The sequence below is a fragment of the Mesorhizobium sp. WSM4817 genome (assembly GCF_055811135.1).
This window is the reverse complement of the sequence record NZ_JBVVQQ010000027.1, coordinates 1-26,437: the sequence shown is the minus strand read 5'-3', so window position 1 is coordinate 26,437 and position 26,437 is coordinate 1. Positions and strand designations below refer to the sequence as shown.

At 59.0% G+C, this 26,437-nt stretch carries 31 protein-coding genes, 1 tRNA gene and 1 pseudogene; 19 read left to right on the top strand and 14 right to left on the bottom strand.

Annotated features, from left to right (window positions below; all coding sequences use genetic code 11):
* Positions 1-28: 28 nt before the first annotated feature.
* Both AC0L2K_RS28500 and AC0L2K_RS28495 read right to left on the bottom strand, forming a co-directional pair.
* Positions 29-1,177 carry a coiled-coil domain-containing protein gene (locus AC0L2K_RS28500; RefSeq protein WP_473532955.1) on the bottom strand — a complete coding sequence of 383 codons (1,149 nt, stop codon included), beginning with the start codon at positions 1,175-1,177 and terminating at the stop codon, positions 29-31.
* Positions 1,178-1,325: 148 nt separating this feature from the next.
* Positions 1,326-1,934 (bottom strand): DUF1134 domain-containing protein, encoded by a 609-nt coding sequence (locus AC0L2K_RS28495; RefSeq protein WP_023797936.1) that lies wholly within the window; start codon positions 1,932-1,934, stop codon positions 1,326-1,328.
* Between the two features lie 357 nt (positions 1,935-2,291).
* Between AC0L2K_RS28495 and chpT the strand changes: the two genes are divergently transcribed.
* Both chpT and AC0L2K_RS28485 read left to right on the top strand, forming a co-directional pair.
* Positions 2,292-2,921: a histidine phosphotransferase ChpT gene (chpT, locus tag AC0L2K_RS28490; protein ID WP_077380165.1), complete on the top strand. Its 630-nt coding sequence runs from the start codon at positions 2,292-2,294 to the stop codon at positions 2,919-2,921.
* Between the two features lie 246 nt (positions 2,922-3,167).
* Entirely contained in the window at positions 3,168-3,536 is a 369-nt protein-coding gene (locus AC0L2K_RS28485; protein ID WP_027150933.1) for a response regulator, read from the top strand.
* Positions 3,537-3,656: 120 nt separating this feature from the next.
* On the opposite strand, the gene ctrA is transcribed toward AC0L2K_RS28485, so the two are convergent.
* Positions 3,657-4,352 carry a response regulator transcription factor CtrA gene (gene ctrA, locus AC0L2K_RS28480; RefSeq protein WP_006203583.1) on the bottom strand — a complete coding sequence of 232 codons (696 nt, stop codon included), beginning with the start codon at positions 4,350-4,352 and terminating at the stop codon, positions 3,657-3,659.
* Between the two features lie 450 nt (positions 4,353-4,802).
* On the opposite strand from ctrA, the gene AC0L2K_RS28475 reads away from it, so the two are divergent.
* Positions 4,803-5,180, top strand: a complete 378-nt coding sequence (locus AC0L2K_RS28475; protein ID WP_091594647.1) for a flagellar export protein FliJ — start codon at positions 4,803-4,805, stop codon at positions 5,178-5,180.
* Between the two features lie 414 nt (positions 5,181-5,594).
* Here the strand turns inward: AC0L2K_RS28475 and sciP are convergent, their stop codons facing one another.
* Positions 5,595-5,870, bottom strand: coding sequence for a CtrA inhibitor SciP (gene sciP / locus AC0L2K_RS28470; RefSeq protein WP_006203587.1), 276 nt, complete (start codon positions 5,868-5,870; stop codon positions 5,595-5,597).
* Between the two features lie 274 nt (positions 5,871-6,144).
* On the opposite strand from sciP, the gene mnmA reads away from it, so the two are divergent.
* Positions 6,145-7,335 carry a tRNA 2-thiouridine(34) synthase MnmA gene (gene mnmA, locus AC0L2K_RS28465; RefSeq protein WP_473532954.1) on the top strand — a complete coding sequence of 397 codons (1,191 nt, stop codon included), beginning with the start codon at positions 6,145-6,147 and terminating at the stop codon, positions 7,333-7,335.
* A 56-nt stretch (positions 7,336-7,391) separates the two neighbouring features.
* Here mnmA and AC0L2K_RS28460 read toward each other — a convergent pair whose 3' ends face one another.
* Positions 7,392-8,357, bottom strand: a complete 966-nt coding sequence (locus tag AC0L2K_RS28460) for a Gfo/Idh/MocA family protein (RefSeq protein WP_023797942.1) — start codon at positions 8,355-8,357, stop codon at positions 7,392-7,394.
* 329 nt (positions 8,358-8,686) lie between these two features.
* Between AC0L2K_RS28460 and AC0L2K_RS28455 the strand changes: the two genes are divergently transcribed.
* From AC0L2K_RS28455 to AC0L2K_RS28440, 4 genes are all read left to right on the top strand, one after another.
* A tRNA-Met gene (locus AC0L2K_RS28455) sits at positions 8,687-8,763 on the top strand.
* 275 nt (positions 8,764-9,038) lie between these two features.
* Positions 9,039-9,743: a DNA-methyltransferase gene (locus AC0L2K_RS28450; RefSeq protein ID WP_473532953.1), complete on the top strand. Its 705-nt coding sequence runs from the start codon at positions 9,039-9,041 to the stop codon at positions 9,741-9,743.
* Positions 9,744-10,015: 272 nt separating this feature from the next.
* Complete coding sequence (locus AC0L2K_RS28445; RefSeq protein WP_419694536.1) at positions 10,016-10,456, top strand: hypothetical protein; 441 nt, start codon at positions 10,016-10,018, stop codon at positions 10,454-10,456.
* Complete coding sequence (locus AC0L2K_RS28440; RefSeq protein WP_419694537.1) at positions 10,453-10,809, top strand: hypothetical protein; 357 nt, start codon at positions 10,453-10,455, stop codon at positions 10,807-10,809. Before AC0L2K_RS28445 ends, AC0L2K_RS28440 begins: the two co-directional genes overlap by 4 nt.
* A gap of 97 nt (positions 10,810-10,906) precedes the next feature.
* Here AC0L2K_RS28440 and AC0L2K_RS28435 read toward each other — a convergent pair whose 3' ends face one another.
* Together AC0L2K_RS28435 and AC0L2K_RS28430 are read right to left on the bottom strand one after the other, a co-directional pair.
* On the bottom strand, positions 10,907-11,467 hold the full coding sequence (locus tag AC0L2K_RS28435; protein WP_473532952.1) for a DUF1003 domain-containing protein: 561 nt from the start codon (positions 11,465-11,467) through the stop codon (positions 10,907-10,909).
* A gap of 89 nt (positions 11,468-11,556) precedes the next feature.
* On the bottom strand, positions 11,557-12,462 hold the full coding sequence (locus AC0L2K_RS28430; protein WP_473532951.1) for a DMT family transporter: 906 nt from the start codon (positions 12,460-12,462) through the stop codon (positions 11,557-11,559).
* Between the two features lie 413 nt (positions 12,463-12,875).
* Here AC0L2K_RS28430 and AC0L2K_RS28425 point away from each other — a divergent pair, with 413 nt between their 5' ends.
* Positions 12,876-13,559, top strand: coding sequence for a recombinase family protein (locus AC0L2K_RS28425; RefSeq protein WP_473532950.1), 684 nt, complete (start codon positions 12,876-12,878; stop codon positions 13,557-13,559).
* A 257-nt stretch (positions 13,560-13,816) separates the two neighbouring features.
* Here AC0L2K_RS28425 and AC0L2K_RS28420 read toward each other — a convergent pair whose 3' ends face one another.
* On the bottom strand, positions 13,817-14,308 hold the full coding sequence (locus tag AC0L2K_RS28420; RefSeq protein ID WP_473532949.1) for an inorganic diphosphatase: 492 nt from the start codon (positions 14,306-14,308) through the stop codon (positions 13,817-13,819).
* 978 nt (positions 14,309-15,286) lie between these two features.
* Between AC0L2K_RS28420 and AC0L2K_RS28415 the strand changes: the two genes are divergently transcribed.
* The 5 genes and pseudogenes from AC0L2K_RS28415 (at position 15,287) to AC0L2K_RS28395 (ending at position 18,864) form a co-directional block, all read left to right on the top strand.
* Positions 15,287-15,979, top strand: coding sequence for a hypothetical protein (locus AC0L2K_RS28415; RefSeq protein ID WP_473532948.1), 693 nt, complete (start codon positions 15,287-15,289; stop codon positions 15,977-15,979).
* 200 nt (positions 15,980-16,179) lie between these two features.
* Positions 16,180-16,680: a DUF2243 domain-containing protein gene (locus AC0L2K_RS28410; RefSeq protein ID WP_473532947.1), complete on the top strand. Its 501-nt coding sequence runs from the start codon at positions 16,180-16,182 to the stop codon at positions 16,678-16,680.
* Positions 16,681-16,938: 258 nt separating this feature from the next.
* Positions 16,939-17,170: pseudogene (locus AC0L2K_RS28405) on the top strand (serine endoprotease DegQ); the annotation flags it as partial.
* Positions 17,171-17,484: 314 nt separating this feature from the next.
* Complete coding sequence (locus AC0L2K_RS28400; RefSeq protein WP_473532946.1) at positions 17,485-18,240, top strand: DUF4142 domain-containing protein; 756 nt, start codon at positions 17,485-17,487, stop codon at positions 18,238-18,240.
* Positions 18,241-18,261: 21 nt separating this feature from the next.
* On the top strand, positions 18,262-18,864 hold the full coding sequence (locus AC0L2K_RS28395) for a hypothetical protein (RefSeq protein WP_473532945.1): 603 nt from the start codon (positions 18,262-18,264) through the stop codon (positions 18,862-18,864).
* Positions 18,865-19,528: 664 nt separating this feature from the next.
* Here AC0L2K_RS28395 and AC0L2K_RS28390 read toward each other — a convergent pair.
* The 3 genes from AC0L2K_RS28390 to AC0L2K_RS28380 form a co-directional block, all read right to left on the bottom strand.
* A complete protein-coding gene (locus AC0L2K_RS28390; RefSeq protein ID WP_473532944.1) occupies positions 19,529-20,167 on the bottom strand; it encodes an SGNH/GDSL hydrolase family protein in 639 nt (212 codons plus the stop codon).
* Positions 20,168-20,523: 356 nt separating this feature from the next.
* Positions 20,524-20,844 (bottom strand): DUF892 family protein, encoded by a 321-nt coding sequence (locus tag AC0L2K_RS28385; RefSeq protein WP_473532992.1) that lies wholly within the window; start codon positions 20,842-20,844, stop codon positions 20,524-20,526.
* Positions 20,845-21,173: 329 nt separating this feature from the next.
* Positions 21,174-21,350 (bottom strand): hypothetical protein, encoded by a 177-nt coding sequence (locus AC0L2K_RS28380; protein WP_473532943.1) that lies wholly within the window; start codon positions 21,348-21,350, stop codon positions 21,174-21,176.
* Positions 21,351-21,507: 157 nt separating this feature from the next.
* Here AC0L2K_RS28380 and AC0L2K_RS28375 point away from each other — a divergent pair, with 157 nt between their 5' ends.
* The 3 genes from AC0L2K_RS28375 to AC0L2K_RS28365 all read left to right on the top strand — a co-directional run bounded on the left by AC0L2K_RS28375 (position 21,508) and on the right by AC0L2K_RS28365 (position 22,918).
* Positions 21,508-21,693 (top strand): hypothetical protein, encoded by a 186-nt coding sequence (locus AC0L2K_RS28375; protein ID WP_128248506.1) that lies wholly within the window; start codon positions 21,508-21,510, stop codon positions 21,691-21,693.
* 164 nt (positions 21,694-21,857) lie between these two features.
* A complete protein-coding gene (locus tag AC0L2K_RS28370; RefSeq protein WP_473532942.1) occupies positions 21,858-22,616 on the top strand; it encodes a Crp/Fnr family transcriptional regulator in 759 nt (252 codons plus the stop codon).
* Positions 22,616-22,918 (top strand): DUF6894 family protein, encoded by a 303-nt coding sequence (locus tag AC0L2K_RS28365; RefSeq protein ID WP_287205146.1) that lies wholly within the window; start codon positions 22,616-22,618, stop codon positions 22,916-22,918. The genes AC0L2K_RS28370 and AC0L2K_RS28365 overlap by 1 nt, the downstream gene beginning before the upstream one ends.
* Positions 22,919-22,977: 59 nt before the next feature.
* Here the strand turns inward: AC0L2K_RS28365 and AC0L2K_RS28360 are convergent, their stop codons facing one another.
* Both AC0L2K_RS28360 and AC0L2K_RS28355 read right to left on the bottom strand, forming a co-directional pair.
* Positions 22,978-23,169: a hypothetical protein gene (locus AC0L2K_RS28360; protein ID WP_287242471.1), complete on the bottom strand. Its 192-nt coding sequence runs from the start codon at positions 23,167-23,169 to the stop codon at positions 22,978-22,980.
* A gap of 17 nt (positions 23,170-23,186) precedes the next feature.
* Positions 23,187-23,402: a hypothetical protein gene (locus tag AC0L2K_RS28355; RefSeq protein WP_023803428.1), complete on the bottom strand. Its 216-nt coding sequence runs from the start codon at positions 23,400-23,402 to the stop codon at positions 23,187-23,189.
* 543 nt (positions 23,403-23,945) lie between these two features.
* Here AC0L2K_RS28355 and AC0L2K_RS28350 point away from each other — a divergent pair.
* Positions 23,946-24,131: a hypothetical protein gene (locus tag AC0L2K_RS28350; protein ID WP_473532755.1), complete on the top strand. Its 186-nt coding sequence runs from the start codon at positions 23,946-23,948 to the stop codon at positions 24,129-24,131.
* A 734-nt stretch (positions 24,132-24,865) separates the two neighbouring features.
* On the opposite strand, the gene AC0L2K_RS28345 is transcribed toward AC0L2K_RS28350, so the two are convergent.
* Positions 24,866-25,084 (bottom strand): KTSC domain-containing protein, encoded by a 219-nt coding sequence (locus AC0L2K_RS28345; RefSeq protein WP_473532991.1) that lies wholly within the window; start codon positions 25,082-25,084, stop codon positions 24,866-24,868.
* 372 nt (positions 25,085-25,456) lie between these two features.
* Here AC0L2K_RS28345 and AC0L2K_RS28340 point away from each other — a divergent pair, with 372 nt between their 5' ends.
* Entirely contained in the window at positions 25,457-26,023 is a 567-nt protein-coding gene (locus AC0L2K_RS28340; RefSeq protein WP_473532990.1) for a DNA-3-methyladenine glycosylase, read from the top strand.
* Positions 26,024-26,437: the final 414 nt, after the last annotated feature.

The window sequence follows — 26,437 nt, the reverse complement described above, 5'->3', positions numbered from 1 at the left end:
CCGCAGAAGTCAGCATCACTGCCTTGGCTCAATGCCCCGATTCGGCCTTCTGCAGCGCCCGCACGCGATCGGCAAGGCTGCGTTCACCGCTTCCTGGTGGGTTGGGTGCCGCAAGAACCTTTGCGATCGGCGATTCCGGCCCGTCGAGCTTCGCCGTCAGGGCTACGACCTGCGCCGCCAGGTCGCTCATCTGCTCGCGCAACGCAGCGCTGGCGCCTTCGGATCTGGATGCCGCGTCGGCGGCAAGATCCGTTTTCAGCCGCTTGTTCTCGCTGGCCAGCGCCGTCAATCTCGCCTCCAACTGCTCCCGGTCGCTGTCGAGCCTGGCGATAGCTTTTTCCATATCGCCCTTGACGGCCACATCGGCCTGACTGCCTTGCGCTCCGACGAGACGCACCGCCGCCGACGCATTTTCCACGCTTTCGCTTTTCAGCTTTTCGCGAAGCCGCGCGATTTCCTTTTCGCGGCGTTCAAGCTTGTCCTCGCGATCGGCAAGCGTGGCGAGCAGGCGCTCGATCTTCTTGTCCAGTTCGCCGGTCCTTTTCTTCTCGGCTTTCAACGCGTCTCGCGCGGCCTTGCTCTCGGCCGCGATCTCCTGTTGGCGCCTGTCCGCCTCCTTGCGCTGACCGCGCAGCACTGAAATATCATCGGCCAGCTTTTGCAATTCGGATTCGCGCGCCACAAGTTCGATCTGACGGCTGCTGGAAGAAAAGCTGGCGTCGTCATACATGTGCTCCAGTTTTTTCAGCTCGAGCACACGCTTTTCCAGGGCATCCTCGGTTTGAGCAAGCCGATCCGACAAAAGCTGCAACTGGTCTTTGCGCTGCCGAAGGTCTTCGCCCTTGACCTCGAGCGCGGAAAGGGCCTGTTCCTTGTCCTTCCGCTCGAGCGCCAGTTCCTTCAATGCTTCGCGGCCACGGCCGATCTCGACAAGCTGTTCGGCCGATTTCTCGCGCAACGCCTTGACGCTCATCTCAAGCCGACGTGTCGCCATGGCGAACTCGGCGCGGATGCGATCCTTCTCCGCCTGGATCTCGGCCAGCGTCAGCGGCATCGAGCCCTCGATGCGTTTACGCGTCAGCATCACGGCCCGCCGCCAGATGGCCGGAGCAATCATCAGCGCCAGAAAGCCGGCGCAGAGAAAGCCGAGGACAAAGAACAGGACCGACTGAACCAAGGTGACTATCCGTTATGAACGGCAAACAACCGTAAGGGACTGTGCCACGTTCGCATGACGGAATTCCAGTGCCGCGGCAAGGGTCTGCCGCAGCATTGTTCAGACCGTCGATCCTGGAAACAATCGCGGTGACGAGGCAACCGCTTGCTCAGAATGGATTCCAGGTGGCGCGCTGGGTAAGCTTGAGGTAGCCGAGATTGACGCCAAGCCGGGCGCCGACGCCGGTACGGATCGGCACCAGCAGCACATTGTTGTTCTTCATCACGTTGAAGCCGACGCCAGCCACGAGGTAGGCGGAGCCGGCAAGGCCGCCGAAACGATTGTAGAGGCTGTTCACATCGTCGAGATTATAGACCAGCATCATCACCCGCGAGCCCTCGCCGCCAAAATCCCAGCCGAGCGACGGGCCCTGCCAGAACACTTTGTGATCGCCGGCATTCTTGGTGTAGAGTGTGCCTTCACCATAGGTCAGGCCACCGATCAGGGCGCCCGAGCCCTCCTCCCCAAGCAAATAGCCATTGGGCAGGCCATAGGAGGAGAAAATCTTCTCCACGACGGTGGCGAGCCCGCCCGACGTCGCACCGAAGAATTTATGACCGGAATCGACGATCTCCTGAGCGGTGTATTCCTGGGCCCGCGAAGGCGAGGTTGAAAAGACGACAAGGCCCATCAGAGCGATCGCCATTGAGAAGACACGGAGAAAACTCCGGTCTGTGAAGACACGGAAAAAACTCCGGTCGTAGTATCGGGAAAACATGCTTCCAATCTCCGTCAGGGAGCACTTTCGCCGACGCCTCGCATCCGTGCGGCTCTTTGGTGGCCGTTAAGGATGACTGTTAAGGACAAACTATGCCGTAATCCTTTTTCAACCATTAAGCTTTCACATGAAGATGGCGGTTCGTAGGCTGGTTTCGCGCTGATTTCGCGTCGGCCCGCAGTATCCGCACCCTGCGTGAACACACCATTTTCGATAGCGACAATTCCGGATTTGTTGCTGCGCGCTCAGGCGCTGTGTATTCAGTAGGCCTTGGGAGAGCGAGCGTGATTCGTGTGGACAGGCGTGATCGTTGATCGCCCGGCCATTTCCAGTGAATTTTTGCAGGGACTTTCGTCGATGGCCGAGCTTTTCACCCTTTCCGCACCCGATCTCGCCGCGCTTTTGTGCAGCCGGGTCTGCCACGACATCATTTCGCCGGTCGGCGCCATAAACAACGGGCTTGAGCTGCTCGATGAAGGCGGCGCCGACGAAGACGCCATGAAATTGATTCGCCAGAGCGCCAGAAACGCTTCGGCCCGCCTGCAATTCGCCCGCATCGCCTTCGGCGCAGCCGGTTCTGCCGGCATGATGATCGACACCGGCGATGCCGAGGCCGTTGCGATCGCCTTCTTGAAGAACGAGAAGCCGGAACTGATCTGGAATGGAACCCGTGCGCTGCTGCCCAAGAACAAGGTAAAGCTGCTGCTCAACCTCATTCTCGTCGCCAACGCTGCCATTCCGCGTGGCGGCAAGCTTACGGTCACGCTTGAAAACCTCGACACGGAACCACGCTTTGCGCTCGCCGCGAGCGGTCCGATGCTGCGCGTGCCGCCCAAATTCCTGGAGCTCCATTCCGGCAACAAGCCTGAAGAACCGATCGACGCGCATTCGGTGCAGCCCTACTACACACTGCTTTTGGCGCGCGAGGCGAACATGACAATATCGATCCACGCGACCGCAGAAGAAATCGTTCTCTCGGCTGCTTGAAGTTGCTAAGAAATGATTGAAAAGAACAGATAAGAGTTTTTAGACAATATTTACTACGCCATCACGGTGGAATGAAATGAGCCATCCAGGCTAGTTCGGCCGAAGCATCGGTTAAGAAGTTTCCGTAAAAGCTGTTCTTGCAAAAATTTTACCTATCGGCTTTTCAGCTTCTTTACCGGATTGATCCTACGGTGCCTCCAGACCGCGACGCTGCCGGATTGCCGCATGGCAAAGAGGGCCCGGAAAATGAAACGCTGCATGTTCATCGACGATTCGAGCGTCATCAGGAGGGTTGCAAAGCGCATCCTGGGTGGTTCCGACATGCTGGTCATCGAAGCTGCCAGCGGGCTTGATGCGGTTGAGATGTGCACTGCCGACATGCCGGATATCATCATTGTCGACGGCGCCTTGCCGGACATGCAGGCCGAGGACGTCATTCGCCGCGTACGCGCCATGGAAAGTCCGATACAACCCCAGATCCTGATTTTGCTGGTTGAGGTCGACGTCGCTTCGATCATGCGGGCAAAGCGCGCCGGCGCCCAAGGCTATCTGCTGAAGCCGTTCACTCGGCCGCAACTTCTCGAGCGCTTCCGCACCTTGAGATTTGCCGCCTGATTCGCCGCCGCTGGCGCATGGCCGCGGAAATCGGCGCTCCAATATCTGCGACATAAAAACGCAAAATCCGGCCGAAGCCGGATTTTTGTCGGAAAAATCGATCGGATCGGCGTCGTCAGCTCAGGCGCTGACGCGGATGTCTTCCGGCTCGCGCAGCACGTAGCCGCGACCCCAAACCGTCTCGATGTAGTTCTGGCCGCCGGAAGCAGCGTCGAGCTTCTTGCGCAGCTTGCAGATAAAGACGTCGATGATCTTCAGTTCCGGTTCGTCCATGCCGCCGTAAAGGTGGTTGAGGAACATTTCCTTCGTGAGCGTCGTGCCCTTGCGCAGCGAGAGCAGCTCCAGCATCTGGTATTCCTTGCCGGTCAGATGCACGCGCTGGCCACCGACCTCGACGGTCTTGGCATCAAGGTTGACCACCAGGTCGCCGGTGGTGATGACCGACTGGGCATGGCCCTTGGAACGCCGCACGATGGCGTGGATGCGGGCGACCAGTTCGTCCTTGTGGAACGGCTTGGTCATATAGTCGTCTGCGCCGAAGCCGAGGCCACGTACCTTGTCCTCGATGCCGGCCATGCCGGAGAGGATAAGGATCGGCGTCTTCACTTTGGAAAGGCGAAGTGTTCTCAACACCTCGTATCCCGACATGTCGGGGAGATTAAGGTCGAGAAGGATGATGTCGTAGTCGTAGAGCTTACCTAGATCGACCCCTTCTTCGCCAAGATCGGTCGTATAGACATTGAAACTTTCCGATTTCAGCATCAGCTCGATGCTCTGTGCGGTCGCACTGTCATCTTCTATCAGCAGAACACGCATTTCATTCCCCTTTTCTGCTGCCGGACCATTTCACGACCCGTCCAGGACCGGAGCAGTGATTGCCTGAGCAGAGGCTGCCATCGAATGGTTAACAAAACCTAATTCCGTGCCGTTGACGGTACCAGATTTTTTAACCCTTTTCTACACCTTGTTGAATCTAATAGCGAATCTAAGAACCAAACCGCTAATGCAAAACATTAATAAGCCAGACTAAGTGACTCCAGGGACTCGCTAGCCGTGCTTCCGCGTCGGGGCCGGAATTTTTACCCGGCCTTAAGTCCTGAGCCGTATGATTAACAATGCCCGTAAACGAATGGTTACCGCCGGCAAAAAACTTTAGGAATTTGTTTCCCATAGTTCTGGTAAAGTCGGTGGAAGCGGGTCGAAGCCTGAGTTTGCCAGGCGGATTAGACGATATGTGCAGGTGTGCGTTTCCAGGAGTACCGAATCATGAAGTCACGTGAAAACCTCGTTCGGCTGAAGCAGTTTCAGGTGAACGAGAAGCGGCGGCAGTTGCTGCAACTCGACATGATGATCGCCGAATTCGAGCGCATGGCTGTCGAACTGGAACTCCAGATCACTGCCGAAGAAAAGAAAGCCGGCATCACCGACACCAACCATTTTGCCTATCCGACCTTCGCCAAGGCAGCACGCTTGCGCCGCGACAATCTCAGAAATTCGCAAAGCGACCTCGCCCAGCAGCGTAGCGTTGCCGAATCACTGCTCGGCGAAGCCGAAGCGGAGCTTTCCAAAGCAGAAATGCTCGAATCGCGCGACACCAAGATCCGCGACGCCGAGACCGGCGGCCGCAGCGCCATGATCGGCTGAAAACAAGGCTTTAAGGCCGGTCAGCACCCAGCGATCAGGGCGTTGCCCATCTGGAATGTCGCCGCTCATTGGTCGAGCAACTGCCAGTTTCAGGCCTACGCTGCCAAATCCCCTTGATGCTCCGCGACCGCCGCACCTGGGCATCCTGATGTCGGCGCAGGCGATTCCGGCCAGGACCTTATCTGATTGAGCAGCCCACCAGGTTCCGGCCGAGTTCGGCTCGGGGCCGACCGCGCAGGCTTGTGGAACGCGGCAAAGTCGACGCGAAAATGCTTGCTCCAAGAAGCAGGCGCTGCTCATGCCTTTTGCCTGCCCGATCGGCAGGTGGTGCTGACCGTCTGAAGCAGAGAAACCGTTGCGGCAAAGCAAAAAGGGCGCGGATTGTCGCGCCTTTTTGACTTCCTTGAACCCGCCCTAATGCCGATATTGCTGGATGCGCGTCGTGCGCAGGCCGGCAAGGCCATATTCATCGATCGACGCCTGCCAGGACAGGAATTCCTCGGTGGTCAGCTTGTAGCGCTGGCATGCCTCTTCGAGGCTCAGCAGCCCGCCCCGTACAGCCGCCACCACTTCGGCCTTGCGCCGGATAACCCAGCGACGTGTGTTCGTCGGCGGCAGATCGGCAATCGTAAGGGGGCTGCCGTCAGGCCCGATAACATATTTGACGCGCGGTCTAACAAGATCGGTCATCGTACTCTCTACTAAAAACTCAAAGACCCAATCCCCACCACATTACCGCCACAGCTTTAAAATTTGCCTAAGCGATCCCTAATAGCTAGGTAAGGATCATGAACGCCTCGTTAGTCTTTTCGTCGGCATTTGAGGCATCTGCCCAGCAAGCGCCCGAATCCGTTCAAAAAAATCGGCCGGTTCGCGAAGCTGGCGCACCCGGAAAGCTTGACCTATATTCCGGCCATTGGCATTCAGGCGCCGTCATCCAGGCGCCGTGCAGAACGAAAGAACCATGAACAGCCTCGACCTTCCCGGACGCCCCGAAGATACCCGCATCGTTGTCGCCATGTCGGGCGGCGTCGATTCGTCGGTTGTTGCCGGCCTTTTGAAGCATGAAGGCTATGATGTCGTCGGCGTCACGCTGCAGCTCTACGACCATGGCGCGGCAACGCACCGGGCCGGCTCGTGCTGCGCCGGCCAGGACATCGACGATGCCCGCCGCGTCTCCGAAACGCTCGGCGTTCCGCATTTTGTGCTTAATTACGAGGAGCGTTTCCGCAAGGCGGTGATCGACCCCTTCGCCGAGAGCTATGTGGCCGGCGAAACGCCGATCCCTTGCGTTTCCTGCAACCAGACGGTGAAATTCGCCGACCTCCTGGCGACCGCCAAGGAACTCGGCGCCGAGGCGCTGGCCACCGGCCATTATATCCGCTCCGGCGCCAACGGCGCCCATCGCGCGCTGTACCGGCCGGTCGACGCAGATCGCGACCAGAGCTATTTCCTGTTCGCCACCACACAGGCGCAGATCGACTACCTGCGCTTTCCGCTCGGCGGCCTGTCGAAGCCGCAGGTTCGTGCCATCGCCGAGGAAATGGGGCTGACGGTCGCTGCCAAGCAGGACAGCCAGGACATCTGCTTCGTGCCGCAGGGCAAGTACTCCGATATCATCGCCAAGCTGAAGCCGACTGCTGCCAATCCGGGCGACATCGTCCATATCGACGGCCGCGTGCTCGGCCGCCATGAAGGCATTTTGCGCTACACGATCGGTCAGCGCCGCGGCATCGGCATTGCCTCGGGCGAGCCGCTCTACGTCGTCCATCTCGACGCCGACCGGGCCCGCGTCGTCGTTGGCCCGCGCGAGGCGCTTGAAACGCACAAGATCTATTTGCGCGACATGAACTGGCTGGGCGACGCTGCACTGTCAGATATCCCGGCCGCCGGGCTGGAGCTTTTCGCCAAGGTCCGCTCGACACGCTCGCCACGCCCGGCCGTGCTGCATCACAACGCCGGGATCACTTCGGTGGAACTGGTCGACGGCGAGTCCGGTATCGCGCCCGGCCAGGCCTGCGTGCTCTATTCCGACGACGGCAACCAGGCCCGCGTGTTCGGCGGCGGCTTCATCGAGCGTTCCGAACGCGGCGCCGAGGCCGAGGCGATGCTGACGCGGCTGGCGGCCCGGCCGGCGCAGATTCCCGCCGAATAGACGATAATCCCGATTCTATCGGGATGGATCAGGCTCTGATACAGCCGCACGTTCTCTCAGGAAGACGATCCGGTGTGGGCAACCGTGCCAGCGGTCAGGATACGCAGCACCCTGATGGCTTCCTCGCCGCTGGTACGCGGTTCTGCCCGCGTCTCGATGCACTGGATGAAATGCTCGAGCTCTCGCGTCAGCGGCATGCCCTCGCCCACTGCCACATAGGACGGCTCGTTGGTGGTGAAGGCCCATTGGCCGCTGTCTTGCCAGACCGCGTGGCGGTAGACGGCGAGCTTGCGCTCCCACGGCTCGACATCGTCGAACACCGCCATCGCTTTGGTGCCGACCACGGTCAGCCGCCGTTCGCGGTAGGGATTGAGCCGCGACGCGAATAGGTGGCTGCGCAGACCGTTGGGAAAGCGCATGTGCAGATGCGCGAAATCGCTGAGATTGTCGAGGAGCGCTGCCCCTTCGCCACGCACCTCGATCGGTTCCGTGCCGGTGATGGCCAGGATCATCGACAGATCGTGCGGCGCCAGGTCCCACAGCGCATCGTTCTCGGTGTGGAATTTGCCGAGCCCGAGCCGGTGCGAATGGATATAGCGGACCTCGCCGAGCTCGCCATTGTCGATCAGCGCCTTCAACGTCTCGAAGGCGGGATGAAAGCGCAGCACATGACCGACCATGAAGACGCGGCCATTGTCGACCGCCGCCTTCACCGAACGCTCGGCATCGGCCACCGTCAGCGCGATCGGCTTCTCCACCAGCACGTCCTTGCCGCCCTGGACGGCGCGCACCGCCATATCGGCGTGGAACTGCGGCGGCAGCGCCATTACGATGGCGTCGATGTCGCTGCGCACAAACAGCGCCTCCGGCTCGATCGCCAGGCAATCCTGCTCACTGGCGAAACCTTCGGCGCGGGCAGGGTTGACGTCCGAGACCGCGTGCAGCGCGCCGAGCGCCTTGAGGGTGCGGATGTGGTTGCTGCCCCAGTATCCGCAACCGAGGACTGCAATGCGCGGTTTCATCATTCCAACTCTAGAATTTCGTGGCCGAGACATAGCGGCGCGCCCCGCCGAACTCAACCCGGCATTTCTGTGCCCGATTATCTGCCCGGCAAAGCTTTTCGGCCATCAGAGCGAGGTGCGTCCGCCTGGACACACAAAGTACGTCTCAAGACCGTGAAGCTTGGCGACGCGACAGGATGCGATAGAGTGTGGCGCCAGACCGGCTGCATCGACACCGGCTGCATCGATGCTTGACAGGCTTGGCGTCCCAACCTTATATCCGCCCGACCTTGGCGAACGCTTCGACATGCCCTCTGATTTGAGGCGGATTTCGGGCCTTTCGCCGCCCTGGCGGGGTAGCTCAGTTGGTTAGAGCACGGGAATCATAATCCTGGGGTCGGGGGTTCAAGTCCCTCTCCCGCTACCACTTAATTCTTCCACAATGTTCTCTGCATGGACTTCGCGGCCTCGAAACCCCGCAGAACAGCAGGCCCTTCGGCCAAAAGCTGTGGAGTCGCTGTAGTGGTGAGAGCGACTCATTTGCTCTCTGTCGGCCGATATTCTCCAAAGCTGGGGAGTGCGCCTTTTTACTCCCTAGCTTTCCCCCATTGAAATCACAGGGTTGTCCGGCTCGAAAGCTGGGGGTCGTTTGGTGCAATGCCGCTATGCGGAGAACACCAAAGCAAACCAACTGGTGACCAATTGGTCACCCTGCCCGGCGATGTCTGGCTTTTGGGCAAGCACCGGCTTATCTGCGGCGACAGCACCAATGCTGAGGATGTCGAGCGGGTGCTTACCGGCGTCAAGCCGCACCTGTGCGTTTGCGATCCTCCATATGGCGTCAGCTACGATCCCTCATGGCGAGAGCGGTTCGGCGATGGAGAAGGTCTCGCCAGAGGCAAGGTGCTCAATGACGACCGCGCCGACTGGCGGGGCGCCCTTCATGCTGCCACGGTCGCTTCAAGCCTTGGGGCCACCGGCTTTGCCGTCCGCGCGCAGATCATCTGGGACAAGACCCGGCTGGTCATCGGCCGCGGCGACTACCACTGGCAGCATGAGCCGGCCTGGTATGCGGTCAGGAAGGGCAGGAAGGGCCACTGGGCGGGTGATCGCAAGCAGACCACCGTCTGGGCCATTCCGCATCGAAAGTCCGACACGGGCCACGGCACGCAAATGCCCGTCGAATGCATGCGGCGCCCCATGGAGAACAATTCCTCGCCAGGCCAGGCTGTTTACGAGCCCTTCTGCGGCTCTGGCACCACCATCATCGCTGCCGAGATGACTGGCCGCTGCTGTCATGCCATCGAACTGAACGCAGCCTATGTCGACGTCGCGGTGCTGCGCTGGCAGGCGTTTACAGGCAGCATGGCAATCCTGGAGGCGACGGCCAGAGCTTTGCCGAGGTAAAGCTTGAGCGGATCAGGACCAGGCCATGACCACCAAGACAGCAATCCTGCAGGCCATACGCCACAAATGTCTGGACTGCTGCGTCTATCAACCCGCCGAGGTTCGGGAGTGTCCCGTCAGCACGTGCGGTTTGTGGCTGTTCAGGTTCGGGATGGACCCCGACCCCAGCCGCACCCGCGGCTTCGCCAAATCCCCCGTGTACACGGACCCTTCGGGGCAAGACATGCCTATCTCGAAGGCGAGGCAGCACATCGGAAACGGAGAGAGCTGAGATGGCCCGCCCCAGCCATCAGCCCGATGCTTTTCATCGCCGCCAGGTAGAGGCGCTGGCAGGCTATGGTGTTCCGGAGGCCGAGATTGCCGGCATGGTCGGTGTCGATCCAAAGACGCTGCGCAAGCACTATAAACACGAACTGGCCTTTGGCCACACCAAGGCCAATGCCAAGGTGGCGGAGAACCTCTTCCGCAAGGCAACGGGCGAAGGTCGTGAAGCGGTCATCGCCGCGATCTTCTGGCTCAAGGCACGCGGCCGCTGGAAGGAGACCTCGGTCAACGAGCACTCAGGCCTGGACGGCAAGCCGATCGAGCAGGTGCATGAGATCCGCCGCATCATCCTTCGCGCTCCGGATCCTGCAAGCTTGGGCAAGTCTCCTGCCGGCACGCCGCCAGCGAACAATCTCGTCACCTTCTGGGACGCGGACCGGGCCAAATGAACCCCGATATCGAAGCTCCTCTGGAAAACCGGCCACTGAACTCCCGGGTGGAGGCGCTGGCCGGCTTCGGGCTTAGCACGGCCGACATCGCCTGCGTGCTCGCCACAGACGAGCAGGACCTCAAGGCGACCTACGCCCATGAACTCGAGAGCGGCGCCATCAAGGCCAACGCACGGGTTGCTGAAAGCCTTTACCGCAGAGCGACCGGTGAAGGTCGGGAGGCCGTCACCGCAGCAATTTTCTGGCTGAAGACCAGGGCGCGCTGGAAGGAGACCTCCATCCATGAGCTAGAAGGAAAACTGGACACATCAGTGACCTTCGTTACCACCTATGAAGACAGCAAGCTTCTGTAGGGCGGCATTGCCGACAGTAGCGATCTGTCATTCCGACTGTCGTTTTGATTTCGAGTTCGACCCAAGCCCGAAATCAAAATCAACCGAAACCACGACACTAGCGCTGGTCCAGCTTCTCCGCAGTCTCCCGCTGCTTCGATTCGATCTCGTCCAGCACTGCTTCTGGCGCGATGTCCCTCTTAATCTCGCCAACTTCTATATCGCTTACGGCTGGTTTTGCATTCAACCGATCCGCTATCGAATCGACAAGCCCAATAAGCTTTGTGAGTTCGTGCTCCGTCAGCAGGCTCACCTGAAGGTCCAGATCCGCCCGCTTGTCTGCGGCAGCTGACATCCGGTTTTGGCTGATCAGTACAAAGGTCGAGAGGAATATGGCCTCGACGGAAGCTACCATAGCCAATATCACGAATGTCGGATCAAATGGCGGAGTGATCGGTATCCAGCCCAAGTTCGAGACGATCCAGCCGCCATACACGGCCAAGTGAAGGTACACGAAACGCATACTGCCCGTAAAAGAGGTAATCGCCTCAGCGATTTTCTCTTCCAAAGTTGCCTCGCTTGCTTCCTTCGCCCGGCGCTCCTCAATCGCTTGGATATTGCGTTTCAGTGCTTGGCTGAGTTCATGCGGAGGTGGCGGAGGCAACGTTGGAGAATCCATGGAACACCCGTTGGATAGCTATCGGTCCTGCCACTCTGGGCAACGTACAAAATCACGGTTATTCGACTTTGTTCCCGACTAGAGCCGCTTCACCTCGCGGATCTTAGGGCGAACAGCCCCGCTCCGCAGATCAAAACTGCGCCGAGAACGGTGGTGATCTTCGGCACCTCGTCGAAAAACAGCAGCCCCCAAAGTGGAACCCAGACGATGGCCGTGTACTCGAAGACGGCAACGTTGCCTGCTGGGGCAAGGCGATAAGCCTGGGAAAGCAATGTCATTCCGGCAGATGCGATCACACCGCAGCCGGCCATCAGCAAAGTATCCTGGAGCGTAGGCCAGACCCATGGGCGCGTGAGGAAGGCAAGACTTGGATGATTGGCGTCTTCAAGGCCGCCCAACCTCACAAGCGCCGCCAGCGCCGGCGCGCCGGTGAGGAAGGCCAGGTTCTGATAGAAGGTGATAACCGCGGCGACCTCGCTGTCGCCAAGCTTCCTCGCCAAGACCTGGGCCGACGAGTACAGAGCAGCAGCCAGGAGGGTCAACGCAGCTGCCCATTCGAATATAGCAAGACCCGGTTGCAGCGTTATGATGACGCCGAGCAGACCAACAATGAGCGCGATCAGGGTTGTGGTGTGAGGCCGCTCTCCGAGGAAGAGAATCCCGAGACCTGCAATGATAAGCGGGGCGACGAAAAAGAGTGCGACAGCATCGGCCAGAGGAAGCGCTGCGATCGAGAGATAATAGAAGAGGTATGCTCCAAGCGAGATTACCGCTCGGATGGCTCGCAGCCCGGCTCGCTTTGAGAAAATAGACCGTATTCTGGCGGTCGCGCCGACCAGCACCAGCAGAATGGGCAATGCGACGATTGATCGAACAGTCATCGCTTGCGTAACGGGATAGGTGTCCGAGAGGCCCTTCAGGATCACGTCCTGCAGTGAGAAGACGAGAACGCCCAGGCAGAGAAAGCCAGTGGCTGCTAGGGACTTGTTCTGCATGGGTACGTCCTAGTGAAGGGGCGCAGCTAGCTTGGCTAGGGCCGAGCTCGATAGGGCCTGCACAGCCGCACCTGTAATCCACACTGACGTGAACGTTTGTCGCGAGATTGCGTTCTGGCCGCAGACTTAGGGCGTGCCCATACGGATTGGAAGTAGCTGCATCCGCGGCGGCTGCGCCTCTGTGGCGGGCGCGATAAGGAAGCAACGTGCTGACGAAGGATGGTTATCTGCACTGGATGCGAAAACTCGGCGTGCTCATGAAGTGCCTTCCAACAAGTCTGCGTCATATAGGCGGCGCTCCAGCTCAACCGCGTTGCTGCTGAAGGCTAATTCCTGAAAGAACTTGCTGAACCGTGTCTTGTGAGCACACTGCAAACGGTGGTTTGCAGTTTGAACACCCCGGAAACAGCAGCATGACGAGAGCAGTCGCCTACTATCGGGTCTCGACCCAGCGCCAAGGACGATCAGGTCTCGGCATTGAGGCCCAGCGTGCCGCGGTCGCCCGCTTTGCTGAAGCCGAGGGAATTGCCATCATCCAGGAGTTCACCGAGGTCGAAACCGGCAAGGGCTCGGACGCCCTGGATCGCCGTCCGCAACTTGCAGCCGCCCTCGCCCTTGCCCGGCAGCTCAAATGCCCGGTCGTCGTGGCCAAGCTCGACCGCCTGTCGCGCGATGTCGCCTTCATAGCCGGCCTGATGGTCCAGCGCGTTCCTTTTATAGTCGCCGAACTTGGCGCCGATGCCGATCCGTTCATGTTGCACCTTTACGCCGCTTTGGCCGAGAAGGAGCGGCGTATGATCTCGGAGCGCACCAAGGCCGCCCTCGCCTCTCGCAAGACCACTGGCATAAAACTCGGTAATCCGACCAACACAGCCGAAGCTGCGGCGAAAGGTCGGAAGATCTCGATCCGGGAGGCTGACAGATTTGCCCAGACCGTGCTGCCGATCATCGCCTCCATCCAGCAGTCGGGCATCACCAGCCTGCGTGGCCTGGCAATCGCTCTGAACAATCGAGGCGTTCGAACAGCCCGCAACGGCCAATGGCAGGTCTCGAATGTGCGAAACGTTCTCGCGCGGCAATCCCCTAGTCTTTTATAAGCGGGAAATAGCCACCTTGCCGATATCTCCGCAGGAGCTGGTGGGCTGCTTGACGGGTCAAAATATGCCCGCGCCTCAAGTGCCCGCCCGCAATCCCTGCGCCATATGCGATGCAGTCATTTCGCGAAAAAATGAACGGCCTTCCTGCCTGCTCTATTGCGGGTGCACTTCGCCGTTGTTGACCTGTGAAAGTGCCGCCACCGGCGTCCAGGCAGCCTTGTGTTCTCAAGCTACATTCTTCTCATATTGTGGAGCGCTCAGGGACCGGCGGCTCGCTGTTTCCGCTCGAAAGTTCTCATGGCCCGATGGATGTTCCGGAGAGCTTGGCTGGAATCGTGCCAGCCTTCGAATTCGATTTGTTTGTCGGTGCCGGACACCGACGCGAGGAAAAACTGCTCGATCTCGGATCGCAGACGATCCGGAACATTCTCGCCAAGGAGAGACTCGCTATGGGCGTCTTGCTTGTGCGGGCAAAATACAAAGCGATCGTTTCTCACGGTCTCGCCGTTCTCCGTTTGCATGACACAAAGGGCAGCCAGCAGATCGCACTTGATGACAACACCGGGAGCGCTGGTGGCCTCATGGATGACCAGGCCATCGAGGGCGTCGCCATCGTCGCCCAGTGTAGAAGGCAGAAAGCCCCAGTCGTACGGGTAGGCCAGGCCCGCTGGAAGCGGCCGCGTATATTCGAAAAGCTTCTTCTTGGGCTTGTAAGTCAACTTTGCTTCGGCGCCACGCGGTGTTTCCACGACCACCCTGATCCGACCCTTCGATGTAGTCGTAGGCAGTGTTAGATAATTCGCCACGTTTGGTCCTCGCCAGTCCATGCCAATGGCTCTAGGCTTCTCTAAGCAGCGGATGGCCGATTTGTTCCCAACGTGCTTACCCGGGTCTTCACGAAAACCGGTGCGGATTGGACGCGCAAATACACTTGGCTCATGCGAAGCCGCCAGAGAGCTTGAGATCGAGAATGCGATCATCGGCGGCCAGGCTTCAGAAACACGCCGGTCCACCGCCCAAAGAGTTGAAGAAAGGGCCGGCGACGCAATGAGTACAGCCAGAGGTGGTGAAGCTGCGCATCAGGCACCTCTGCGGCGAGCATGGCCATATCCGACATCGTTCTGTGCCGATATGCGATGCAGTCATTTCGCGAAGAACGGCCTTCCTGCCTGCTCTGCTGACAGTTCCCCGTCTGCCATGCTACCATGCACGAGGATAGTTCCTGTCGCACCGATAGAGTTCGTAAGCTGTGTGACGGAGTGATAGGTGAACGATGAAAAAGGAAAAGCCTTTCGTTCCCACCGAGTTTCACATAAGCACGGTCGCGGACGACAAGGGCCCTTTCGGCATTCTCTCTGTTCGCACTACAGGTGGCCGCCTGGAGATTGCGCTAGACAGCGAGGCAACGGTCGCGCTTCTCGACGCAGTAGCTCGACTTCAGGCGAAGATAAATGAGCGTCGCTAGCGTTTATCAGGGATTGGAAGGTCCACGCCACGCATCCAACGTAAGGGGATCTAGTTCACATTCGGCGCGGTCGGCGGGGTTGAACGGAGGCCCTTTCCAGTCTCGGTAAGTCACTCTCTTGCGATCTCGTTGAGCCGCTCTCTCGTGAGAACATGTCGAGCAGTTGGCCTGATAGACACATAAGTTTCTCTCCGTTGTCCGATGGCACGCTGCCAACCGGATGTCTCCGTAGGTCGACCGTTGGCTGGCGCGTGAGGCCGAGTTGCTGGCGGCCCACGCCGACAGCAAGGGACGTGACACCTATGCGTTCGACCCGATCTCCAGTCCCTATCTGGAGGTTGCCGACGATCTGCGCATTCGGACGCCCTATTCGAAGACCGCCCTTCGGGAACTACATGGCATTCCCTGGGCAAGTTGGGACGATGAACTGCGGGCGTGGCGCGTGCCGTTTCGGTCCTATGAGGAACTGCGGCGGCGGTGGCCGGCAATCGAAGAGGCTGCCCGACGTAACGAGCCCGAGGAAAGGAAGCGGCGCCGCGAGGCTGAGAGGGACTCGGAAGCTCAAAGAACCACGCGGTTGCGATATGCTGAACGCCGCCGCCACCGCTATCCGTTGCCAGCTGAAGACTTGCCTCCGATGGGGCGCCCCGTCGCAACAGAGCAGTACGGTGTTGTCGTCTTTACCGATGTGTCAGGTGAAGTCGTCGAACCGCCAGTATTGGCCGCCTTCAATCCACATGCGATGCGGGCAGACTTCGACTACGTGTGGGGAACGTGGCGCTCGGCGACGCTGACGGAACTCATCAAGACATGGCCCGCTCGTCATGAAGCTGGACCGATGGAGCATTCCCGAGGCTGGTGGCAACCAACGCTTGCCGAACTTAGAGTCGCTCGTCGAAATGCGCGTATCATCGAGCGTCGAAGGCGAAACCGCGATCTCGGTCGAGTGTCATAAAACTCGGAACAGCGACCCGATCGGCCCGCTCTCTCCGCCAGAGGCGCAGCCTTTCATCCGTTCGAATGGATGTTGTCATCGCCAGCGCTTCCGCTGCCTAAACATCCGATTCTTGCGACCTTAGCTGCGCGCGTATCCAACCCGCGGGGTAGGGGAACACATGGCCTGGCCCGAAGTTAGAGGTGCCAAAGGAGAGAGGGATGGCGACCACGGCCTCGCAGCATCGCCGTTTTCCAACGTCCGCAGGTATTCTGCTGGGGCTCGGCTTGGGCGGATTCTTCGATGGAATCGTGCTGCATCAGTTGCTCCAGTGGCATCATATGGCGACCAGCGCCGGCTATCCCGCCGACAGTGTTGAGAACCTTCGGTTCAACACGCTTTTCGATGGCCTGTTCCACGCCGGCACATACATCTTCGTCGTGCTTGGTTTGGTCGTGCTCTGGCGCACCGCTCACAAATCTCATTTCCGGTGGTCGGGAAAGATGTTGCTTGGGACGATGCTCATGGGCTTCGGTATATTCAATTTGGTCGAAGGGGTGATCAATCACCAGCTTCTCGGCATCCACCATGTCAACGAAACCGTCCCGCAGGACCAGTGGATCTATTGGGACATCGGGTTCCTGATTTGGGGTGCACTGATGCTGATCGGCGGCTTGGCGCTGGCAAGGCGGGGCAAACGGGAGTCGGGCGAGCCTCGCTAGTCTGGGCGTCCGGCACTGTGCGCATACACCGAACTGGTCGATCCCAGCTGCGTAGCTCGCGGCGGGAATAAATCACGCGCAGCGCGGTTCGGGGCACTTCAGCCATGGAGGGAAAAATGCGCAGAGTGTTGAATGCAGGCATTCCGTGCGCTCTTATCGTTGCGGCGGCCAGCGCGGCTTCTGCGCTTCGTCGTCGGCCTTGACGGCGGAGAATGGACGGGCGGGCAATGCCAGAGGACTTTGCTGGAGGAGCGATATGACCTGTCGGATGACCCTGGTAATTCCGGTGATGCGCGGGTCACCGCCGACGGCCGCCTTCTCGGGATCAACACTGCCATCATCGCGCCTGCCGGTGGCAGTGTCGGTATCGACTTGGCGGTGCCGATTGCAATGGCGTCGGCCGTGATGAAGCAACCCATTGAGCACGGCGAGGTGCGCCGAGTCGGCATTCAGGACCTGGCGTCCGATCTCGCCGAAGCGCTCGGCACCGCCGCCAAGTGCGGAGTCTACGTCCCAAGCGCGTGCCAGCATGGAACCTGCGGAACGCGCCGAATAGGCAAGCTGTCGGGCGAAGTCGCCTGATGACTTTGGCGGGCTGACCTCGGAAGGAAAGGCGACATGCTACGTCCTGGCGTGCTGCAGCCGCTCGCAAGGCGGGGTTTGCTCGTTTTTGCTCGCCCGGCACTCGAAACCACTTGCCTTCGGGCATTCTCACCCTGGAACAAAGAGGGTCCTGCCTTGTTGGGTCGGTAGCATAGTCGTGCACCAGCCACAGTCGTGCACCACCAAACAAGGATAAAGCCCATGAAAGTTCGACGCCTTCTTGGCGGCTTAGTTACCGCCACTGCTATCGCCTTTGCCCTACCCTCGTTGGCCGCGGACAGCGCACAGGATTTCGTCGACAAAGCTGCTGTCGGTGGAAGGTTCGAAGTCGAATCGAGCCTGAGTGTTCTGAGCAAGCTTGACGACCAGCAGGTCAAGCAATTCGCGCAGAAAATGATCGACGATCATGGTGCGGCTAACGCCAAGCTGGAGAGCGTCGCTGGCGACCAGAAGCTCAAGGTTCCCCCGCAAATGGACGCTAAGCGCAAGACGGATCTGGAGAAGCTTCAGTCCGCCAAGGCGCCGGTTGATGAGCCCTATGTCGAGATGCAACGCACAGCACATGCCGACGCCGTCAAACTGTTCGAAAGCTATTCACGCGACGGAGACAATGCGGCCCTCAAGTCGTTCGCGAAAGACACGGTGCCCACGCTTAAGGCGCATCAGCAAATGGTAGAAGACATTGCATCTAAAATGGCTGCCGGGCCTTCCAGTACGAGTTCGACCACACCCGCGGTGAATACAACCGATACCCCGAACACCGGGGCGCTGGTTCCCGGTGCCAACAGCTTCACGGAAGATCAGGCCAGGAGCCGCATCCAAGATGCCGGCTATTCTGATGTATCTGACCTTAAAAAGGACGACCAAGGCATCTGGCGCGGTCAGGCCATGAAGAACGGAAAGAGCACCGCGGTAGGTTTGGATTATCAAGGCAACATCGTTGCCAGCACCAACTGAACAGACACTCAGGAGTTCACCATGAAAACGGTAACGGGTTTATTTGACGATTATGATGAAGCAGCCGACGCGGTGGGTGAATTGGAAGCAATGGGCATTCCAAACTCCGACATCAGCATCGTCGCCAACAATGCAACGGGTTGGTACGACGGTGATCGCTCGGAAGCTGCAGAAGATGCGACGGCTGGCGCGGGAATTGGCGCAGTCATCGGGGGCGCAGGAGGATTGCTCACAGGGTTAGGCATCATGGCCATTCCGGGCGTCGGGCCAGTAGTTGCCGCCGGATGGCTGGCGGCTACCGCAGCGGGGGCAGTTGCCGGTGCCGCTGTAGGGGGAGCAACGGGCGGAATTATCGGCGCAATGACAGATGCTGGCGTACCTGAAGCGGATGCCCATGTTTATGCAGAAGGCGTCCGTCGTGGCGGCGCTCTTGTAACGGCCAAGGTCGAGGATCAGCTTGTTCCAGATGCTGAACGGATCCTTGAACAGTCCAGGTCGATCGATCTCGCCGAACGCCGCAGTGAATACGAGGCTGGCGGGTGGACCGGCTTTGATCCCTATGCGGAGCCATACCCAGCAGAAGACATTGAGCGTAGTCGCATCCGCAATGTAGATCGACCTTAGTCGAGGAACTGAGTGTCCGAGGCCGTAGCAGTTCCGCGGGAACTGTTACGGCTTGTGGTTGCTTGCCTTCGCCAATTGTTTGGGCTCTTTCGGGGTTCAATCGGCGGCGGATCCAGGGTGTTTACAACCGGGTCGGTGGCTCGTCCGCGCTCCTTGCCGGCGTGTCGATCGGAGCGTTAGGGTCGCGCCGGACAGGCTCTTTTCGCCGCTCCTCTCTTTCTGAGTTTCTTTCATTCATGCTCCTCTTGAGCTAGCTGGCTCCTCCCGGTGTTCAACAACGAACGCGATCCGGACCTTTCGTTCGAGCAGATTTACACCCCGCTGCCACCGTGACCCAACGGGAGTACCTCGTCCCGCTCTCATTTGATCAACGCTGCCTGTGTATTCAGCGACCACTTCGCCGAAGCTGTTGCGCTGGATGGCCACCTTTTGTCAGGCCTTCGACCTTGTCGTTGAGCTTGACCAGATGCTCGACAAACCCGCCCTGGGACAGGTGAGGAAAGCACGTTGAGAAGATCGCGATTGGCTAGGGGATGGATTACAGGACGCATGTTCTGGCGCAACCGCAACTTCCAGAGTGTCGCCGGCTATGTCCGCTTCAGGCGATGGCAAAGCTGACCTTAACGGCCTAACGCGGCGCATTAGCGCAGCCAATTCCAGCTCTCTAGCGAACGATCAGTTCGGCGCGCCCGCTTCGGAATTCGTGCTTGGTAAGAAATGAAACGATCGCTGCAGCGATTTTGCCGCCGCCCTGTTCCGAAGGCTCGATGGCGCTGGCAAAGTCGGCCTCCTCGTCGCAGATAATGCGAAGGTCGATCACTGGAACGCCCCGCCCAGCGGCTGCTCGTGTAATGCAGTCATTGAGGACCGACAGGGCCGTTACCGCAATGCGCCTCTCTTCAGGGTTCGGATACCGGACGTCGTAGATCGTACAAACGGCGGTGGGCAGCTTGACAGCCAGAACGGCATCCAGCGTCGACCGATACTCCAGGCAAAACTGCTCTCTTATTTCGGCCAGTCTTAGCAGGGCGTCGGCGACGGACCGCGACGGAGCGTCCAGAACAGAGGAAACGCCGAGCGCGTCGTTACCTCCCATGCTGACCACCAGATGAGTGGCGTCAGCCGGCAGACTGTCCAGCTGCTGGCGCACCCCTGCCATGACGCTGCCGTCGACGGCGAGCAGGTCGGCCGACCACCCGATCGGAAGCTGACGCACCAAATGGGCCAGTACATCTGCTCCGCCGGTCACATAGGCGCGATTGTCAAAAACTGAATCGCCAAGAAGCACAATTTTATTCGTCATACCCGCATCCTCGGCGAGAATGGCTTGTATGGGCGCGAATGCCGGTCCCGCCGCGCGGCCAGCAGGAAGCTCCTCCGCGATATCGGGGACTTCACCAGACTTGCGTCTCCATGGGGCTCTCGCTCGCCAAGTAGTTAGCGGCGAGGCCGTGGACGGCAACACTGTCCGAATAAACGCCAGGCGCCCCCAAACGATTGGTTGCCATGTCGCATTCAGCGCCATTGCTGGGAGCATCCCGGCTGCGGCAAGAATGCCGGAAGGGCTTTCCGTAAGCCGCGGCAGCCATCCCACTGGTTCTGTTTCGAGCACCGTGCCGAAGGCGAGTTTTTTCTGTAGACGGCAATTGTCCGCCTATGTCACCGTTTCGCCGTGTCAGAATCCCGCTCGTCGCGTCTGAGGAACTCGGTGGTGACCGTGCCGAGTCTGTTTTCCAGCCAATCAGCCATCGCCTCTTCTTCGCGCAGGTTCTCTTTGCACGCGCTTTGGGTTTCGGAATCGCCGATCTCGCCGGCTGCGGCAATGAGCATCTTATAGCTGGCGATTTCCATATGCTCGAACGTGTAGCTGGCCAGCGATCCTTTCATCACCTCGTCGCCTGCAAAAATGCCGCTGATGTTCTGTCCGAATGCGATTAGCTTACCGCCGGCATCCTTCAGCGTCGAAGATCCGTCGCCAATCCGGTCGAGGCATTGTTCGAGACGTTTTGCCTGTTGTCTCGTTTCTTCGAGATGCGAATCTCGGGATAGTTTCCAGACGCTCGATTTGGCCGCTCAAAATGGTCTAGGCCTGTTCTTCCATGGCGTGAGCGTCGCGCAGCCACTGCACCAGACGTCCTTGGGCTCTGTCATGTCCGTCTCCGTTGGTCAGCATAGTTTTACTGCCATCGCAACATCGCCGCAGACCGTTAGTTCCGTCGAGTGGATCGTGCCAAACACGATGATGAGCGCGCAATGATCCGGGCCGGCCGGCCGTTCTAGATGCGTGATAGTCGACTGCAGGAAAAGCCTTAAAGCTTCGGCCTTAGATCGCGGCGCAAGAGACGCGCTTCTCTCAGGATCGAGGCACGATCGACGCCGATGAGCGATGCAATGTCGCGTATCTGCTGCTCAGTAGCACCGGATTCCTGCGCAAGTGAGCGTACAAAGTCGTCTGTCGGGCGGACCCGCCCTGCTTCTTCTGCCATCAGACAATTGCCTTACGTTTGGGGCAGGATTCCGATGGTCGCTCCCAAGCGTCAGCGCCCATTGTGCGTGGCTGGCGATCTCACATTGTACCGACTTGCATAGATGTTAGCCAGCTGGAAGCGTCTTCGCAGCCGTGAATGTATTGCGGGAGCGGAAATGAGATATCGGACCAACAACGAAGGCACGGGATATCGAGGCAAGGACCACGACCAGCCAATCAAGCCCGAGGCGGAGCATTTCGAACACTGCCCTATATGCGGGCAGGATTTCGACATGCGCGATCTCGGCCAGGTGCTTCACCATGCGGGGGCGGAGCACCAACCGGTTCCGGTAGACCAGTAGACCGGCCTATTCGTCGCTGAAACCCAGCAGTGATGCGTGGCGTATGTGGCTGTGATCGCCTCGGAGATGCTTGATGCGCAGCTTCATACCGGGCGTGTCGACCTCTTATCCGCATCAGCAGCGTGGAACATCTGCGGCGAATGCACGTTCGGCAGGTAACGCCCATGGAGGTAACCAAGTCCTTGTGTCCAGCTTTCTCCTCGGATGTGCTCATCCGCAAGCTGCGTCGCGTCGCTGACATCAGCGATGATGACGCCGCAGCCTTAGGAGGCCTCACGATTCAGGAGAAGGATGTTCCGGCTAACAGGGAAATCGCCTTAGAAGGCGATCGACCAACCAACTCATTTGTCGTCTTGGACGGCGTGGCATGCTCATACAAGCACACTGGTGCGGGAAAGCGGCAGATCACCAGCTTCTTTGTCGCAGGCGATCTCCCGGATCTGCACGGCATCCATCTGGCAGTTATGGATTGCAGCTTCTCGAGCATGACACCAGGCAAATTGGGCTTAATCCGCCACAGCGCTCTTCGCTCGATTTGCGAACAGCGCCCGCGTGTTGCAACCGCGTTCTGGCGATCGACCCTGATTGACGCTGCGATCTACCGGGAATGGGTCACCAACGTCGGGAGACGGGACGCCTACGCTCGCACGGCACACATGTTATGCGAACTCATTGTGCGGTTGCGGTTTGCAGGACGCATTGAGGAGCACGTCGCGGATCTACCGATCACCCAGGCAGCACTGGGTGATGCGGTGGGTTTGTCCGCGGTTCACGTGAACCGCACGCTTCAGGCGCTACGAGGTGACGGGCTGATCGCCACGCCAGGTACAAAGTTGCGTGCTCTCGATTGGCCGGGTTTGGTTCAGGCAGGGGAATTCGATCCGACTTACCTCCACCTGAAGGACCCCGACGTGGCATTCTGATGACGGAAGCCGATATGCCAAGATATTTCTTTGATAGCGGCGATCACCAGCATCTCGTGGAAGACAACACGGGTCTGGAATGCGAGGGGATTGAGGCAGCGCGCAATGCAGCCGTCGAAGGATTGACTGAGCTGGCAAAGGACGAACTGAAAGGTCCCGATGGGCAGCAACTCATCATGGATATAAGGGACGAGAGTGGCAGAAAGGTTCTGAGGCTTAGCCTGTCCCTGGTGATCGAACCGCTTGAGGTAAATGCCGTCTCGCCGACATCCAACAAAGATGAACCTCGACGTCGCGCTTGAACCATGCGGAGCCGGAGCACCAGCCGCTGGTAGTTGTGCAGTGAACGAAGACCGGGCTTTTAGCCGACCTCGCGGATCTGGGCGATGCGGGCCTTACCGAGCGATACGAACAGGCGCTCTAGAAGGCCTTCGTCCACTTCGGAAGCCAGGCCGAACCGCCGGTCGTGCTCAACGATCCTGTCCTGGATCGACACAAGCGTTTCATACCGAGCGACAAGGCTCGTCAGGACTTCCTGATGGTGGGAAGTCATGTGCTTTTCTTTCCGCGCTACAATCGGGCATATAGTCGAAGGCGTTCGTAAAGAACTGCCTCGTCAAATTCGCCATCTGAGAAAAGTTCCATTGCGATCACGCTCAGGCGCTCCGCCTGCTCGCTACCGACGGGAATACCTTCCTCAACGCGAACACGATCAAAGACCTGCTTCAACAAAGTCAGGTCACTAGGAAAGGCAATGCCACTCTTTGCAGTCTTAAGGCTGACCATATGTCTTTCCTCCCATTTGGGGCGGAAGCGGGTGGTCGCTCACAGCCAGCGATGCCCGTTGTCTATCGCCGATGAGAACACATTACCGCGATCGGCGCGTAGCGTCTTGAAAATAGCGCCTGAAGGTTTCTGCCCGTCCGTTCCATGCTGCCCGGGAAACGACAACAATCACGGTTGAAAGACAAGCAGTGCGACGGCGAGGCATGGGGAACCAGAACAACGGTAGGGCGTGATCCAAAAGCCTGGATCTGCAAAAGCGGCCATTTCGCTGAGCAGTTGCCTTCCTGCCGGCGAAACACATGCGCCTGGTGTTCGGTGCGAACAATAAAGCCCGCGCCCCACGAGGAAAGGACGCGGGCCGATCGGTGCATCTCCGATCTGCAGCCCATCGTTGGGAGGGAACAAGATTGCTGCACTTCCCGAACATTCATCTCAAGCATGTGTTCCAGAGAAAGCGAAATATGCCTAGAAAGTTTGCGCCATTGATCGCAACAAAACCCTCCCGCCGGCGTTCCGGTTCAATCCAAGTGCAAAAGGCTCACCATGGGCGAGGAAGAAAAGTCCGACCGCGACCGAATGACGGATTTCCAGGCGCAGTTCCTCGCCAAGGAAGCCGGAATAACTGAAGCTCAAGCGCGCGAGCTGATCAAGTTGATCGGCACCGATCGGGCATCACTACTTCGGGAAGCTCGGCTACTGAAAAGCCGGCTGAAGCCGCCGGACGCTTAGGAGCATTCACAATGCTATCCATATGGGACAATTTTGAATAGAACCGGCTCGATTGAATGAGGTCGCGCGCGAGCAGATATCGATGATCTTCGCCAGACGATAAACGATACCCGCCGCCCTAATACTGGCACCCGTAAGCTGTTGGATCGCATTGCCGCAGACGATACGCTGAGCAGTAATCAAGCGCCTAAAATCCCGCACCCCAAATCGCACAGCATTCCACGCTCGACCTTTGCACATCGGCCGTCGATTCACGCGGCCTGCGGAGAGGACCGCGGCTGATTGTAGGGCGCAGGTGCAGCGTGCCATCTACGACTTCTTGGTCTTCGAATTCCTCTTCGGTTTCGGTGCCGATGCAGCAGGGAGAGCTGTCTCGGCTTTCAGTCGTTGCTCCCGCAGCCGAGCCGTCTTTGCGTCTCGTGCGACGCGCTCAACGTCTGTTAATGCCCGCGCAGCATCCGACGTGCGCTCCTGTCGGTCGTATTTTTCTTTATCGGTTAAGCCATGCCTTTCCCGCATTGTTGTACCTCGATCTTGTACGGCGCTTTTGTTGGCGCCCGAACGATTGTCGCCAGATCGTGTTCCCCCCAGACAACAAAAAAGCCCGCCGCACCTTTCGGCACGGCGGGCGATCAGTCGTTTGCACAGTGTGGGCGGGATCGTAAGAAAATCCTACGCGCGCCGGCTGCGCTGCGTCCACCAAACGGCAGTTGGAATGTTTCAACAGCTTGCCGTTATCCCGCATCGTTGCCGGCCGCAACCTGACGGTACCGGAAATGATTGCGGATGTGCTCGTTGAAAAAGCGGCCCTTGGCAAAGGCGGCTTTGACCGCGGCGAAGGTCTCCGGCGGCACGTCCTCAAATTCGTATCGTTTGCCGCTGGCGACGAACCACACCGAGAGGATTCTGCTGTCGGGATCGTAGGCCATTTTTCGTATCGACGTCGATGGCATGATATGGCTCATCAAAAGTCTTCAACGATCGCAGAGCCTGTCACGTTCCCTTGTGATGTTGCTCCCAAGCAGCGCACGAGGATTTGCTCCGGCCACCTAACGCATCGCGGTATCGCAAACGCGGCAGGCACGGTCTTCCGGCTCTGTCTTTTCTACGCCAGCAGCGAATTTTGACCTTCCAATCACTTCGACCGCTTGGGCTAGGCGCTGTTGAATAGCCAATCGACCCTCATACATAGGCGATCAGACCTATCCGAGTTCAGCAGGAAGCGCCGCGATGGTGATGATCGCGAGTTTGGCCTTGGTGGATTGGCCTTTTCCAGCCGGAGCGGGAATGTTCTTGTTCGCCCCACGTTTCGGCGCGGTCGAGATCTGGTGCAGGCGTTGATCACGAACCGCCAGTTCTTTGCCCGGGACGCCTGCGTTGTCGCTCGCGATATGATTGGCGCCACGCTTCTTGTGCACGGCGTGGGCGGGATCGTCGTCGAAACGGAAGCCTATCGCGCCGATGACCCCGCCTCACACAGTTTTTGTGGTCGGACTTCGCGAAACAGCGCAATGTTCGGCGCCGCAGGGAGCGCTTACGTCTATCGCTCCTATGGTCTGCATTGGTGCCTGAATGCCGTCTGCCTTCCCGGTAGTGCTGTCCTTGTGCGCGCGATCGAACCGCAATCAAAGCTCGACCTGATGCGGGCAAATCGCGGAGTTGATGACCTTCGACGTCTTTGTTCGGGACCCGGTCGCCTTTGCCAGGCGCTTGCTGTCGATGCATCTTATGACGGGCTGCCATTGGACGAGCTTCCGTTCCAGTTCAAGCTGCCGTCAGGAGCCAGAACCAGCTCCATCTTGACGGGACACCGGGTCGGGATCTCCAAGGCTGTCGATCTCGAGTGGCGGTTCGGACTGGCAGGCTCGTCGTACTTGAGCCGCAAGTTTTGAGTTGCCTCTGCACGAGTAATCGCCTGGGGGTGAGTTCGGGTAATTAGCGATGTGCCGGCACCCTTGCGCGATACTTGGTTGGCCCGCGATTTCGACCAGCTTCAAACGTCAGGAGGCGATGGAGCCTAGCTCTCAAGCGATGGTCGATTGCATGCTAGAGACGGCTGGACGCGCCGAGAGAGGCGCAGCTCGCGATCGCCCACGCCTATCCGCGCCGGCCGGCCGCGAAATGTTAAAACGCAGTCAGCCGACCACCACGATTGGCCTGAGATGGTATAAAGCTGGTTATTCTCATTGTTGCTCGAACAAGCCACTGAAGGTCCTGAACAGGGGAGTATTGCTATTAAATAAACTCGTCGCATGTGGATGGCGCAGTGTTCTGCAGTCGCTGGATGTTTATTTGTGAGCGCAGGT